The sequence below is a fragment of the Natrinema ejinorense genome, assembly GCF_002494345.1.
GTDB lineage: Archaea > Halobacteriota > Halobacteria > Halobacteriales > Natrialbaceae > Natrinema > Natrinema longum.
In genome coordinates, this window is record NZ_NXNI01000001.1 from 3809698 (window position 1) to 3822207 (window position 12510).

Here is a 12510-nt window from a genome sequence, read left to right on the forward strand (position 1 = left end):
CGACCCCCTGGTCTCTCGCTCGCCGGTCGGCGGTCTGGGGCCGTTTACGATCGCCGACTGGCCTGTTTTCGTGACCCGCGTCTGCATTCACGCTTTCTTACCGTTTTTTCGACAGGAAAGCTTATGCTGGGATGCTGGGCTTATCCAAGCATGACACGCGATACATCGGTGCAGAACCGAACCGATGCGGCTGCAAACGAACGTCAACTCCCGAACCTCGTGACGATCGTCGGACGCGGGGTTCCCTCGAACTACGAGGTCGCCGTCGACGGCGACCTCGAGTCCCTCGCGGACGACCCCGCGGCCGAGGGTCCGGTCGTCGCCGGGAGCGTCGCCGAGGGTCCGGTCGTCGCCGGGAGCGTCGCCGAGGGTGCGATCGACGTCGGCGTCCGACGATTCCGTTTTTCCGGGGAGATGGCGAACGTCCGCCTCGTCGACTGGAACGGCACCGAAGCGGCCGACTCCGCGAGCGTCCCGACGGTCCACGTGGAGTACGGCGCACCGACCCGATAACGCGACCTCGAGACGGCCGAGTGAGAGGGGAGGGGGTTCTGGGGGTGCCGTCGGATCGATTCCGGGACACAACACGCCGGCAGCGCTCGGTACTGAAACGGACTCCTGTCGGTCAGCTCGGGCCCACCCCACAGCGGGTCGCGGATGTACCGGCACTCAGTGACAGCAGACCGTCTGCGCCGCTGGACGCTCGAGCGGAACCGAAACGAAAATCCATTCGGGGGTGACCCCTCGTTAGTCGTCGTCCGTCGCGCCGATTCCCGTGTCAGCACTTGCGGTGACGACCGACGGTGGTGCGAGCGGGCCGTCGTCCGAATCGAACTCCGGATTGAACAGTTGCAACGCGGTATGGATCGTACTCCAGTCGTCTTCGGCCGCCGCCTCGCGGAGGCTCTTGGTCGGCGGTGCGAGCAACTGGTTGACCAGCGCGTCGGCCATCGCTTCGACGACCTCGCGCTGGTCGTCGGTCACTTCGCCCTCGAGGTGTGAGAGCGCTGTCTCGACCTCGCGGTCCTTGATCCGCTCGGCGGATTCGTACATCGCCGCGATCGCTTCGTCGGCGCGAGCGCGTTTGTACTGGTCACAGAGCAGGTCGAACTCGGCGTCGATCATCGACTCGACCTCGCGGGCGGCGTCGGCCCGCTGTTCGCGGGTCTCCGCGGTGATCGACTCGAGATCGTCTAGATCGAACACCCGTACCGTGGGGAGGGCGTCGGCCGCCGGTTCGACGTCTCGTGGCTGGCCGAGATCGACGACGACCTGTTCGGGGTCGGTTTCGTCGGTCCCGGTATCGCCGTCGAGGTGGTGTGTCCCGAGCACTGGCTCCTCGCTGCCGGTCGCCGCGACGATGATATCGGCACGGCTCGTGGCGGTCTCGAGCGCCTCGAGCGGGACGGCCGCGGCGTCGGTCTCGTCCTCGATGTCGTCGACGAGGTGTTCGGCGTGGGCGACGGTTCGATTGGCGACGACGAGTTCGTCGACGCCGGCGGCCCCGAGGCTCCGGGCCGCGAGTTGCCCCATCTCGCCGGCCCCGACGACCAGCGCGGTCGCCCCCTCGAGGTCGAGTTCCTCGGCGGCGCGTCGCGTCGCGGCCGAACCAAGCGAGACGACACCTTCGTTGATCGCGGTTTCGGTGCGGGCACGCTCGCCGACGTGGATCGCCTTCGTGACGGCGGCCTCGAGCATCGAGCCGATGCCTCCGGCGTCGCGAGCGTCCTCGTAGGCGGTTCGTACCTGGCCGATGATCTGGTCTTCGCCGAGGATCACCGACTCGAGGCCGGCAGCGACTCGGAGCAGGTGCCGGAGACTCTCGTCGTGGGCGGTCGTCACGACGGCATCGTCGTCGACCGCGGCGAAAAACTCCGCGAGCGCGGCCCGGCCGACGGCGTGGTCGGCACCGACGACGTATGCCTCTACCCGGTTGCACGTCGAGAGGACGTACGCTTCGTCGATATCGGGAACGGTCAGGAGTTCCCGGACGGCGGCTCCCTGACTCTCCGGGCTTGCGGCGGCTAGCTCGTCGACGCCGCCGCTCTTGTGGGTCACCCGTCCGGCAGTCACGACCCCTGTCGACATCACGGCCGATCACCCCCAGTTGCCAGTTCTTCGCCGAGCACGTCCTCGATCACTTGCGGACAGTTGGAAGTACCCGTACGTAAAGCTGTCCAAACATCCGGAGAATTGACGACATCCGTCACGATCTCTCGTCGCCGGTCCGCTGGCACGTCCCGTGCCTTGAGTTGCTCGCGGACCCCGCTACAGACCCGCGCCATCTCGCCGGCTCCCTCGAGCGTCTCCTCGAGTTCCTGGCGGAGGTGCTTGCTCAGTGCGGGTGCCCGGCCGCCGGTCGCGATCGCGACGGTCACCGGCTCCTCGCGGACGGTCGCGGGAACGACGACGCTGCCGGGTTCGCGCGCCCCCGAGCGATCCGCCCGGTTGACGAGGATCCCCCGATCGTGGGCCGCGTCGACGACGGCCTCGTTGATCGCCGCGTCGTCCGTCGCGGCGACGACCAACGCAGGTGCGGTTCGCTCGAGCCACGCCGGAACGTCGTCGGCGTCGGGGGCGGCCCGGATCAGCTCGGCATCGCCGAAGTCGCGATCGGCGAACGCCGGACTGACGACGAGCACCCGCGCTTCGCGGGCGAACCGTCGCGCTTTCCGGGCACCGACCGGTCCGCCGCCGACGACGAGCACGGTCGCGTTCGTGAAATCGTGCAAGAGTGGAATCATGTGGGGAATCTGTGCCGTTCGGCCGGCGTTATCGCTCTCTGGTGTTCGCGTCGGCACGCTCTTCCATCCGAATCCCGGTTTTCTTCAATATTTGCGTCGAAAACAGGGTGTCCCAGTCGTCGTCGGTCACGTCCCAGTACTCGCTCATGGTTTCACGGACCTGCTCGATGCGCCGTCGACTTTCCGCCTCGCTGCGGCCGTGGGTCATCGCAAAGAAGTTGTACGGCCAGACGCTCTCGTGGCGCGGCCGCCGGTAACAGTGTGTCACGAACGGCAGCGAGGCGACTTCGGGACCGACCTCGGGAACGACGTCGTCGGGCACGTTCCAGACCGTCATCCCGTTTTCCGTGTAGCCCAGCGCGTAGTGGTTCGGAACGACACCGATCCGTCGGATCTTCCCCTCGCGTTCGAACCGTTTGACGGTCTCGAGTACCCACTCGACGTCGGCTCCGATCGAATCGGCCACGTCCGCGTAGGGCGTCTCGGTGAGTGGCACCCCGTCCTGTACCTCGAGGACGAGATCGCGTTCGGCCGGCGACAGCGTGGGTTCGTCGGTCGGTGTCACGTCGGGGCCGAGATCGGTACAGTCGATCCCGGCGGCCGCGACGTCACCGTCGCCGTCGAGGGGGCCGTCGACGTAGAACTTGGCTTCGACGCGGAACTCCCGTCGTTTCGGGAGGTTGTACGTCTCCTGGCCCGTTTCGTCCTCGATCTCGGCGAGGACGTCCTCGACGCGATCCTCGTCGGCGACGCTCACGACGAACCAGACGTTCAGGTGGGGATGCGCTCGCTCGTAGTTGTGCGCGACCTCGCGGTGGTCGTTGACCAGGTCGACGATCTCGTCGAACCGCTCCTCGGGGGCGTGCATGGCGACGAGCGTCGCTGCGCCGCCGATCTCCTGGGCGTTGACGAGCGGCCCGAACCGCGATAGCGTGCCCCGTTCGTCGAGGTCTCGGATCGTCTCGAGTAGTTCCGTCGCGTCGATGTCGACCCCGCGGTCGCACATTGCGGCGGCGGCGTCTTCGAACGGTCGCGGTACGACGGGGAAGCCGCCCTGAAAGGCGTTGATAACCGCCCGCTCGCGCTCGGTGAGGTCGACGTCCGTGCTCATAGACGGCTATCGGGACTACCGAAGTATAAGGAAATCGGAGCCCGGGGACGACGTTCGGTCTGCAGATTCGCCGTCGTCTCGGCGACACGAAAACGGCGATAGGCGAGGGGGCTTCAAGCGCAACACCAGCTACGCGCTCAACGGAGTAACGGCCGGCGGATTACTCGGACGTGCCCCACTCGGCGGCGTGCTTCGGGCGGCTGGATACCGATTCGACCTCGAGGTCCCCGTCGAAGCTATCGAGCGCTTCGACGTAGGCCTCGGCGCTGGCAGCCGTCGACAGGTAGGGGATCTCCTCCTCGACGGCCATCTCGAGGGTGTCGCGGTCGCGGCTGACGACGAAGTCGACCTCGTTCTCGCGGATCGCCTGTGGCACGTCGTCGAAGTCAGCCACCTCGAAGTGATTTTCGAAGCCGTCGACGTCGAGGTCGACGACGGCGGTTCCCTCGCTGACGGCGTTGTCGGCGGCCTGCTGGGCCTTCCAGTAGGCCGTGCCGAAGTCGCTCGCCGTGCCCATGACCTCGCCCGTGGACTTCATCTCCGGACCGAGACGCGGGTCCGAGCCCGGCAGGCGGTCGAAGGGGAGGACGACCTCCTTGATCGAGGTGTGGTCGGGGATCTGCTCGTCGGCCTCGAGACTGGCCAGCGTCTCGCCGGCCATGACCTGCGCTGCCAGCTTGGCGATCGGGACGCCGGTCGCCTTGGAGACGAAGGGGACGGTACGCGAGGAGCGCGGGTTGGCCTCGAGCACGTAGACCTCGCCGTCCCTGACTGCGAGCTGCACGTTCAGCAGGCCCTTGGTCTTCAGCGCCTCGGCGATGTCCTCGGTGACCTCGCGGACGCGCTCTAAAGTCGCTTCGTCCAGTGAACGCGGCGGGATCATACACGCGGAGTCGCCCGAGTGGACGCCCGCGCTCTCGACGTGTTCCATGACGCCGCCGATGATGACGCTGCGGCCGTCGGAGACCGCGTCCACGTCGAGCTCGATCGCGTCCTCGAGGAAGTCGTCGACGAGGATCGGCTTGTCGGGGGCGACGCGGACGGCCTCCTCGATGTAGGTCTCGAGTTCCGCGTCGTCGTAGACGACCTGCATCGCGCGACCGCCCAGCACGTAGGAGGGGCGGACGAGGACGGGGTAGCCGATGTCGTGGGCGAGCTCGAGGGCCTCCTCCTCGGAGAAGGCCGTCCCGCCGTCGGGCTGGGAGATCTCGAGTTCGTCCATCAGGGCGTTGAACCGGTCGCGGTCCTCCGCTAAGTCCATCGCCTCGACGGAGGTGCCCATGACCTCACAGTCCAGGCCGCGGCGCTTGAGTTCGTCCTCGAGGGGTTCGCCGATGTTGACGGAGGTCTGGCCGCCGAACTGGACCATCACGCCGTCGGCACCGGTCGCCTCGGCGACGTCGGCGACTTCCTCCGCCGTGATCGGCTCGAAGAAGAGCCCGTCGGAGGTGTCGTAGTCGGTCGACACCGTTTCGGGATTGTTGTTCACGACGTAGGCGTCGATGCCGAGTTCGCGCAGCGCACGGACCGCGTGGACCGAACAGTAGTCGAACTCGACGCCCTGTCCGATTCGGATCGGGCCGCCGCCGACGACGATCACGCTCTCGATGTCGCGGTCGACCTCGAGTTCGCCCGCGGCCGCGTCGCCGAGCAGCGGACCGGACTCGAACTCCGACTTGCGCGCGGAGTAGTAGTACGGCGTCTCGGCCTCGAACTCGCCCGCACAGGTGTCGACCTGCTTGTAGGTGCGACCCGGGACCTCGGTTTCGACGGTGTCGACGTCCGCGCCGGCGCTCGCGGCGATCGTCGCGTTGGTGTGTCCGGCGATCGCGGCCTCGGTGAAGTCGCCCTCCTGTGCGGCGAGCGTCGAGTCGGCGATGCGCTTGAAGCGCTCGGTGTACCACTCGAAGATGCCCGTCAGCTCCTGGACCTCGTCGACGGTGTAGCCGCGTTCGAAGGCCTCGAACATCGCGTAGGGGCGATCCGGCGACGGACGCGCGAGGTAGTGCTCCTCGAGTTCCTCGTCGCTAACCTCGGCCCAGTCGACGTCGGGTTCGTACTCGCTCGAGCGAAGGGCCTTGAGCAGCGACTCCTCGAAGGTGCGGCCGATGGCCATCGCCTCGCCGGTCGACTTCATCGCCGTCGTCAGCTCGAAGTCGACGTCGTCGAACTTGTCCTTGGGCCACCGGGGCACCTTCGTGACGACGTAGTCGATCGCGGGCTCGAAGGCGGCAGTGGTCTCGCCCGTGATTTCGTTCGTGATCTCGTGGAGGCGCTTGCCGAGCGCGACCTTCGCGGTCACGCGGGCGATCGGATACCCGGTTGCCTTGGAGGCCAGCGCGGAGGAGCGGGAGACGCGCGGGTTGACCTCGACGACGCGGTACTCGCCGCCGGGCGTGCCGTCGTCGCGCCACGCGAACTGGATGTTGCAGCCGCCCTGAATGCCGAGTTCGCGGATGACGTCGAGCGCGGCGGTGCGCATCTCCTGGTGGCCCTCGTCGGGGACGATCTGGGAGGGCGTGACGACCGTCGACTCGCCCGTGTGGATCCCCATCGGGTCGATGTTCTCCATGTTACAGATGATGATACACGAGTCGTCGGCGTCGCGCATCACTTCGTACTCGTACTCGACCCAGCCGGCGATGGACTCGGTGATGAGCACCTCGCTGTTGCGAGAGAGGCGCAGTCCCTTGCGGACGCGGCGGAGGAGTTCGTCCATCTCGTGGACGACGCCGGAGCCGCTACCCCCGAGGGTATAGGTCGTGCGGGCGATGACCGGCAGTCCGCCGACCTCGTCGACGGCGGCCTGTACACGTTCTTTCAGGCCCTCCTCGGTCATGTCGGCGACCGACTCGCCGTCCTCGAGCGAGATGGTGGTCGACGCGGGGACCGGCTGCCCGATCTTCTCCATGCGCTGGCGGAAGAGGTCGCGGTCCTCGGTCGCGTAGATCGTATCCAGGGGCGTGCCCATGATGTCGACGTCGTACTCCTCGAGGACGCCCTCCTCGGCGAGTTCGGCGGTGACGTTCAGCCCGGTCTGCCCACCCAGGCCGGCGATGACGCCGTCGGGATTCTCCTTGCGGATGATCTCGGCGATGGCGTCGGTCGTGATCGGCTCGATGTAGACCTCGTCGGCCATCTCCGGATCCGTCATGATCGTCGCGGGGTTCGAGTTGACGAGCACGACGCGAGCCCCCTCCTCCTGGAGGGCTCGGCAGGCCTGTGCACCCGAGTAGTCGAATTCAGCGGCCTGGCCGATCTGGATCGGACCGCTCCCGATCAACAGGATCGTGCGTCCGTCCCCCGTCTCGCCGTCTGTGGCGGTGTCCGTACTCATTTGTCTTGTCCAATCGGAGTTCGCACATCGTAATAAGCCCCACGATACAGTACGAATCTCGAAACGGCTTTTCGAAATTCGAACTCGAGACGGGGCGGTCGCCCGATACGTCCCGATATCACACAGCAACGACCGATCTCTCCCGGCTGGGTGTGAAGCTCACTCACTCTCTCGAGTCCCCCAGCAGGTCATCGAGAGCCGCGCCGTCACGAGACGGGGGCGTCACACGACGCTCGAGGCAGAGACGCACTTATCGGTTCGGACGACGTATCGACTATCGTATGCCAGAAGAAGTTCTGTTCAAATCCGAAAGCAGCCAGCCCAGAGCCGACATCGCGTCGTATCTCCGCACGGTCGCCGACAGACTCGAGAGCGGGGACGCGATTACGCTGAAAACGGGCACCGACTCGATATCGCTGAACCCACCGGCGAGTCCGACGTTCGAGGTCAAAGCCGAACGCGAGGGGCCGACGGACGGTCCCGGCGAACTGAGCGTCGAGTTCGAACTCGAGTGGGACGAAAACGCCGAGACCGAAGACGGCGGGAGTGGTCCCCTAGAAATCGAGTAGGCCCGACGAGGATCGCCTGCTCGTCCTCTTCGAGCACGTGTTCCGACACCGTCGGGGGCGTCGGAAGCGATGTCACGATCATGATCGAGGCGACCGACGGCGGGTTCGCGATCGTCTTCGAAGTCGTCGAAGCCCACGGCTGGCGGATCACCGTCAGCGAGAGCGACGCGGGTGGACTCCGATTCGAGATCTCGACGGCAGACGAGGACGGTTCGGTCGTCACGGTGACTCCAGTACAAGACCGACAGTAACGCAGGACGCCGGTACGACGACGCTTACTGACGCGCTTCCGTCTCGGGTTCGAAGAGAGCGGTGAGCGTTCGACCGAGTTCGGTATGGGAGAGACGGTAGTAGATGAACGGGCCACAGAGGGCCAGCAGGGTGCCGAGCTGGGCCCATCCGAGCCGGGTCTTCGGGAGTTCCTTGCCCGTCGTCCGGGCCATCGACTGCGGGAAGACCGCGGGATACTGCGACTGCAGTTGCGGTGCGATCAGCCACTTGAAACACGCAATAACCACGAACATGAGCAGGAACGTCTCGACCACGAAGCGCTGGAACGCCCGGTTCCCAAGCAGTTCCATCTGGTCCGGCGTCGACATGGCCGACGGTTGGAACTACCAGTCGGTAAATAGTTCGGCCACCCTCGATACCCGGGGCAGCGCCGAGTAGAGCCGTCAGATCGGCTGATCGTGTTCGCTCTCGAAGTCCCGCTCTCGCCGGTATTGCTCGACGAACTCCGCGACGTCGAACTCGAGCATCTGGGACTCGAACTCGGTGACTGCGGTGTCGTCGTCGGCGTGACTGATCGCGTGTTCCATCAGTTCGACGACGAGTTCGACGACGACCTCGTGGAGCCGGCGGGCGTCGAACGCGGTCATCCACAGCAGGGTGTAGCCGACGGCACCGTCGTCGCTCGCGTCGTGGACGACAACGTCGTCGGGGAATTCCTCGAGAACGACACCCAGCAGGTGGGGCGTGCCGAACTCCTCGAACTCGTCGTCCGTCTCGATCGTCTCCTGGAGGACGGCGACGAGCGATTCGGGGAAAAAGCGCGAGGGCGGGTGGACGTCCGTCACGACGGCGTGGACGTCACCGCAGGGACAACTGTACTCGCGCATCCCGAGATCGATCTCGTGGGGGTCGACGGTCTCCCCGCAGGGTAACTCGAGGCCGTCGACAGCCGAACCCGGACCGCGGGGGTCTGCCATTGGCCCTCCTTCGTAAGCGGCGGGCATAAGCGCGACGACTCGGCGTATCGGTCGGCAGCAAGGGAGGGGACGACGGCGATCGTGAGCGCGTCAGAGATCGGCCGCGCTGAACCGATAGGAGCCGACGACGAACGGGACGACGAGCCACAGGAGCAAGACGACGATGCCGACCTCGGGGCTCGCGTAGAACGGCTCGGCCGCGTCGGCCGGGACCTGGATGCCGGCCCCCGACTGGGTCGGGTCGGCACCGGCCACGTCAGCGAGATCGGGCAACAGCGCGACGATCGTCGAGAGGTACGCCGAGGACGGCGACAGCTGCATGACGGGAAACACCCAGTCTGGAATCGTCGACGGGAGCGAGAACCCCTCGACGACGTAGAGGATCCCCATCGGGATGACGTCCCACAGCAGTTCGAAGACGACGAAGAACCCGAGCGCCAGCGTCGTCGCACGCGAGGTCGACCCCGTCGTCGCCGAGATGCCGACGACGATCGACGCGTAGATGGCTGTAAACGCCAGCGTGACGAGCACGAACACCAGGAGCGCGGCGGCGTCGAGGGAACCGAGCAACGCGGAGCCGAAGCCGAGCCCGACGACGAGTCCGACGCCGAGCCCGAACGCGAGGACGGCGGCCCGTCCGACGACCTTCCCGGCGAAGACCTGCCCTCGGGTAGTCGGTAAGGAGAGCAACAGCTTGATGCTCCCGAGTTCGCGCTCGCCGGCGAGGGACTTGTAGCAGACGACGATCGCCGCCAGCGGCACGAAGAGTCCGGTGAGCCCGATCGTGAAGAAAACCAGGCCGCCGAACGTCGCTTCCGTCGCCGACCCTAACAGCGCGGGCGCTTCGACGTACGCGTAGGTGGAGACGAGCGAGAGCACGGCGAAGACGGCGACGAGCGCCCACAGGGCGCGCGACTGGATGGCGTCACGGAAGTCCTTCTTCGCGACGGCAAGCCAGGTCATGCCTCTCCCTCCTGTCCCTCGTTGGTGTAGCGGACGAACAGATCCTCCAGGGACGACTCGACGACCGAGAAGTCCTGGACGGGGGCCACCTCGTCGATGGCGTGCAGGACGGCGAACTTCGAGACGCCGTCGACCGTCACCCGCAGGCGACCGTCGTCGATCGCCACGCCCCCGACGCCTTCGAGCGGTTTGACGCGCTCGAGGACGTCCGCGTCGAGTTCCGCGACGTAGACGTACAGCGTTTCGCCGGTCTCCGACGAATCCCGGAGCCCGTCGATCGTATCGACGGCGACGAGTCGGCCGCGATCGATGATCGCCACGCGATCACAGACCGCCTCGACCTGCTCCATGATGTGACTCGAGAAGAAGACGGTCGTCCCGCGGTCGTTCTCCTCGCGGATGATCTCGCGCATCTCGCGAGCACCGTTGGGGTCGAGCCCGGTCGAGGGTTCGTCGAGGACGAGCAGGTCGGGGTCGCCCACCAGCGCCATGGCCAACACCATCCGCTGGCGCATCCCCTTCGAATACCCGCCGGCCTTCCGGTCGGCGGCATCGGCGATACGGACCCGCTCGAGCAGCGCGTCGGGATCGTCGTCGACGCCTTTCATTTCGATGGCGAACTCGACGTGCTGGCGGCCGGTGAGTCGGTCGTAGACGTGGTAGGCGTCCGGCAGGACACCGGTCCGAGCGCGCACGGCCAGCCCCTCCGACTGGGCGTCGTGGCCCAGCACGGTCGCGGTCCCGCTGGTCGGGCGGATGAAATCCAGGAGTATATCGATCGTGGTCGACTTCCCCGCGCCGTTGGGGCCCAGAAAGCCGAAGATTTCCCCCGCTTCGACGGTCAGATCCAGCCCATCGACCGCGACGACGTCGCCGAACCGTTTCGTCAGCCCCTCGAGTTCAATCGCCGCCATGGTCGCCCCTCTGAGCCGGCGTCGCGTCGTACACTGTCGATAAGACGGTCTGCATACTCACTCATACTCCGCAGGCAGTATAAGTATTGTCGTATGCCCTACATATTGACAACGGCCCTACTCAAATACGTTTGAGACGGCTAATCAGCAGGTCCGGTCCGACTCGCCGTCGATTCGGCCGACGGTGACCGCAAACGAGTCGTCTATCCGTAAGGACATCGTCTCGTCATCGAGTGTGAGTTCGAACGACGCCACGAGCGGCTCGACGCTGGTGACGTCCGTCGTGATCGTCCCCATGACGACGAATTCGAAGAACTCCCAGAGGGGCGTGTCAAGCAGCGAGATTCCATGGGCCCAGAAGAAGCCGATGGCCGCGGGATGAAACGCCGCCGACACTTCGAGCGGGATGGTAACGGTAAACCAACACTCCCGACACGTGTGCTCGAGCGCGTACCACGGATCCGCGTCGGTTTCGTGGGAGACCGTCGCGACAGCGGTGTCGATGGGGCCGTAACACTCCGGGCAGACGCCACCCCGGACCAAGACGTACGTACTCCAGATTCGGTGACCGACGCTGTCGACGATTTCGGTTGCCGACCGATTCCGCGTCTGACTCCGGGACAGGAGATCGACCAACAGGGTCGATTCGCACGATCGACACCGGACGACGAACCGATCCTTCTCGACCGTCGCAACGAGCGACGGAGTCTCGCAAACGACGCAGACGCCGGCCAGTTCGACCGCGGCGAACGAGTGGGCGCTCTCGTAGACGCCGGCGCGGACCGTCCGGACGATCTTGGCACCGCTGTCGGTCAATCGGTAGCCCGTCGGTGTCTCCGCGACGAACGGGCCGACGAGTCGGTCGAGATGATAGGAAAACTGGGAGGTGCTGTCGACATCGATCGCCTCGTACAACTCGGTAAACGACAGGGTCAGCCACTGTTCCTGTCGGTCCCGTTGTGCGTTCGCGAGCGCAAGCAGAATTTCGAGGCGCGTGCGGTTTCCGAGTGCACCGATCGCATCCACGGTGTCCTGGTCGATGTCGGGGTCGTCTGCTGGATTCATCGGGTGTGTTCTTCGGTCGGTGGCCGAGTTCGGAGCGGGACCGCGACGGACACCTCGAGAAGACGCGATACAGCAACCGGAGGCGAACTATCGCGGGCGCTCGTCAGGACGGTCTCAGGGCCAGTCGTCGCGGACCTGCTCTGCGTCGTCGTCCTCGTCGTCGGCCGTCGTCGCCAGGATCCAGTCGGCCGCGTCGGCCGCGTCTTCGACGGCGAGATACTCCCAGTCGACCGAGTCTGCGAGCTCTTCGTCCTCGTCGCTGGCACCGATGTAGACGTAGCGATCGGTGTCGAACTGGTCTTTGACGCCCTCGAGGCTCTCGGCTTTCCCGCGTGGGCCGGAGAAGAAGTCCTGTCGGATGCGGTTCTTCCGGGTGAAGTTCGTCACCACGTAGGTCGGTTTCTCGGAGACGACGCCGATGTACTCGGTCCAGCCTCTGGCGTCTTCGAACACGCGTTCGGGCGAGGCGAGCTCTTTGAGCGCCTCGAGTTCGAACGCCAGTGTCATGTCGCTGTCGCCGTTCATGCGCTATCGAAGGCGCGCACGCGGGAAAACGACTTCGATACGAGCGCTCAGTGAGGCCGACAGGGCCGGTGGCG

The 12510-nt window shown here is 66.0% G+C and carries 13 protein-coding genes; 3 read left to right on the forward strand and 10 right to left on the reverse strand.

What is annotated here, in order from left to right; all coding sequences use genetic code 11:
• Nucleotides 1-150 precede the first annotated feature (150 nt).
• Complete coding sequence (locus CP557_RS18680; RefSeq protein ID WP_097381292.1) at nucleotides 151-513, forward strand: hypothetical protein; 363 nt, start codon at nucleotides 151-153, stop codon at nucleotides 511-513.
• Between the two features lie 234 nt (nucleotides 514-747).
• Here the strand turns inward: CP557_RS18680 and hemA are convergent, their stop codons facing one another.
• From hemA to carB, 4 genes are all read right to left on the reverse strand, one after another.
• Nucleotides 748-2088, reverse strand: a complete 1341-nt coding sequence (gene hemA / locus CP557_RS18685; protein ID WP_097381293.1) for a glutamyl-tRNA reductase — start codon at nucleotides 2086-2088, stop codon at nucleotides 748-750.
• Complete coding sequence (locus tag CP557_RS18690; protein ID WP_097381294.1) at nucleotides 2088-2744, reverse strand: precorrin-2 dehydrogenase/sirohydrochlorin ferrochelatase family protein; 657 nt, start codon at nucleotides 2742-2744, stop codon at nucleotides 2088-2090. Before CP557_RS18690 ends, hemA begins: the two co-directional genes overlap by 1 nt.
• 28 nt (nucleotides 2745-2772) lie before the next feature.
• Nucleotides 2773-3855: a siroheme decarboxylase subunit beta gene (gene ahbB / locus CP557_RS18695; protein WP_097381295.1), complete on the reverse strand. Its 1083-nt coding sequence runs from the start codon at nucleotides 3853-3855 to the stop codon at nucleotides 2773-2775.
• A 160-nt stretch (nucleotides 3856-4015) separates the two neighbouring features.
• Nucleotides 4016-7192: a carbamoyl-phosphate synthase large subunit gene (carB, locus tag CP557_RS18700; protein WP_097381296.1), complete on the reverse strand. Its 3177-nt coding sequence runs from the start codon at nucleotides 7190-7192 to the stop codon at nucleotides 4016-4018.
• 281 nt (nucleotides 7193-7473) lie between these two features.
• Here carB and CP557_RS18705 point away from each other — a divergent pair, with 281 nt between their 5' ends.
• Together CP557_RS18705 and CP557_RS18710 are read left to right on the forward strand one after the other, a co-directional pair.
• The gene (locus CP557_RS18705; RefSeq protein WP_097381297.1) at nucleotides 7474-7761 is read left to right on the forward strand and encodes an amphi-Trp domain-containing protein; all 288 of its coding nucleotides are present in this window, start codon (nucleotides 7474-7476) and stop codon (nucleotides 7759-7761) included.
• 80 nt (nucleotides 7762-7841) lie between these two features.
• Nucleotides 7842-8012 carry a sensor histidine kinase gene (locus tag CP557_RS18710; protein WP_211290228.1) on the forward strand — a complete coding sequence of 57 codons (171 nt, stop codon included), beginning with the start codon at nucleotides 7842-7844 and terminating at the stop codon, nucleotides 8010-8012.
• Nucleotides 8013-8036: 24 nt separating this feature from the next.
• On the opposite strand, the gene CP557_RS18715 is transcribed toward CP557_RS18710, so the two are convergent.
• From CP557_RS18715 to CP557_RS18740, 6 genes are all read right to left on the reverse strand, one after another.
• Complete coding sequence (locus tag CP557_RS18715; protein WP_097381298.1) at nucleotides 8037-8360, reverse strand: hypothetical protein; 324 nt, start codon at nucleotides 8358-8360, stop codon at nucleotides 8037-8039.
• A 75-nt stretch (nucleotides 8361-8435) separates the two neighbouring features.
• The gene (locus CP557_RS18720; protein WP_097381299.1) at nucleotides 8436-8969 is read right to left on the reverse strand and encodes a DUF5815 family protein; all 534 of its coding nucleotides are present in this window, start codon (nucleotides 8967-8969) and stop codon (nucleotides 8436-8438) included.
• A gap of 90 nt (nucleotides 8970-9059) precedes the next feature.
• Nucleotides 9060-9932, reverse strand: coding sequence for an ABC transporter permease (locus CP557_RS18725; protein WP_097381300.1), 873 nt, complete (start codon nucleotides 9930-9932; stop codon nucleotides 9060-9062).
• Entirely contained in the window at nucleotides 9929-10846 is a 918-nt protein-coding gene (locus CP557_RS18730; protein ID WP_097381301.1) for an ABC transporter ATP-binding protein, read from the reverse strand. Before CP557_RS18730 ends, CP557_RS18725 begins: the two co-directional genes overlap by 4 nt.
• Before the next feature lie 144 nt (nucleotides 10847-10990).
• On the reverse strand, nucleotides 10991-11911 hold the full coding sequence (locus tag CP557_RS18735) for an ArsR/SmtB family transcription factor (RefSeq protein ID WP_097381302.1): 921 nt from the start codon (nucleotides 11909-11911) through the stop codon (nucleotides 10991-10993).
• Between the two features lie 114 nt (nucleotides 11912-12025).
• Nucleotides 12026-12436, reverse strand: coding sequence for a DUF7124 domain-containing protein (locus CP557_RS18740; protein WP_097381303.1), 411 nt, complete (start codon nucleotides 12434-12436; stop codon nucleotides 12026-12028).
• Nucleotides 12437-12510 lie beyond the last annotated feature (74 nt).

Bases quoted from the DNA above. Each gene is read 5' to 3' on its own strand.
- CP557_RS18735 (WP_097381302.1), bottom strand. From the start codon at position 11,911: ATGAATCCAGCAGACGACCCCGACATCGACCAGGACACCGTGGATGCG.
- CP557_RS18725 (WP_097381300.1), bottom strand. From the start codon at position 9,932: ATGACCTGGCTTGCCGTCGCGAAGAAGGACTTCCGTGACGCCATCCAG.
- CP557_RS18740 (WP_097381303.1), bottom strand. From the start codon at position 12,436: ATGAACGGCGACAGCGACATGACACTGGCGTTCGAACTCGAGGCGCTC.
- CP557_RS18715 (WP_097381298.1), bottom strand. From the start codon at position 8,360: ATGTCGACGCCGGACCAGATGGAACTGCTTGGGAACCGGGCGTTCCAG.
- hemA (WP_097381293.1), bottom strand. From the start codon at position 2,088: ATGTCGACAGGGGTCGTGACTGCCGGACGGGTGACCCACAAGAGCGGC.
- ahbB (WP_097381295.1), bottom strand. From the start codon at position 3,855: ATGAGCACGGACGTCGACCTCACCGAGCGCGAGCGGGCGGTTATCAAC.
- CP557_RS18690 (WP_097381294.1), bottom strand. From the start codon at position 2,744: ATGATTCCACTCTTGCACGATTTCACGAACGCGACCGTGCTCGTCGTC.
- carB (WP_097381296.1), bottom strand. From the start codon at position 7,192: ATGAGTACGGACACCGCCACAGACGGCGAGACGGGGGACGGACGCACG.
- CP557_RS18705 (WP_097381297.1), top strand. From the start codon at position 7,474: ATGCCAGAAGAAGTTCTGTTCAAATCCGAAAGCAGCCAGCCCAGAGCC.
- CP557_RS18680 (WP_097381292.1), top strand. From the start codon at position 151: ATGACACGCGATACATCGGTGCAGAACCGAACCGATGCGGCTGCAAAC.
- CP557_RS18720 (WP_097381299.1), bottom strand. From the start codon at position 8,969: ATGGCAGACCCCCGCGGTCCGGGTTCGGCTGTCGACGGCCTCGAGTTA.
- CP557_RS18730 (WP_097381301.1), bottom strand. From the start codon at position 10,846: ATGGCGGCGATTGAACTCGAGGGGCTGACGAAACGGTTCGGCGACGTC.
- CP557_RS18710 (WP_211290228.1), top strand. From the start codon at position 7,842: ATGATCGAGGCGACCGACGGCGGGTTCGCGATCGTCTTCGAAGTCGTC.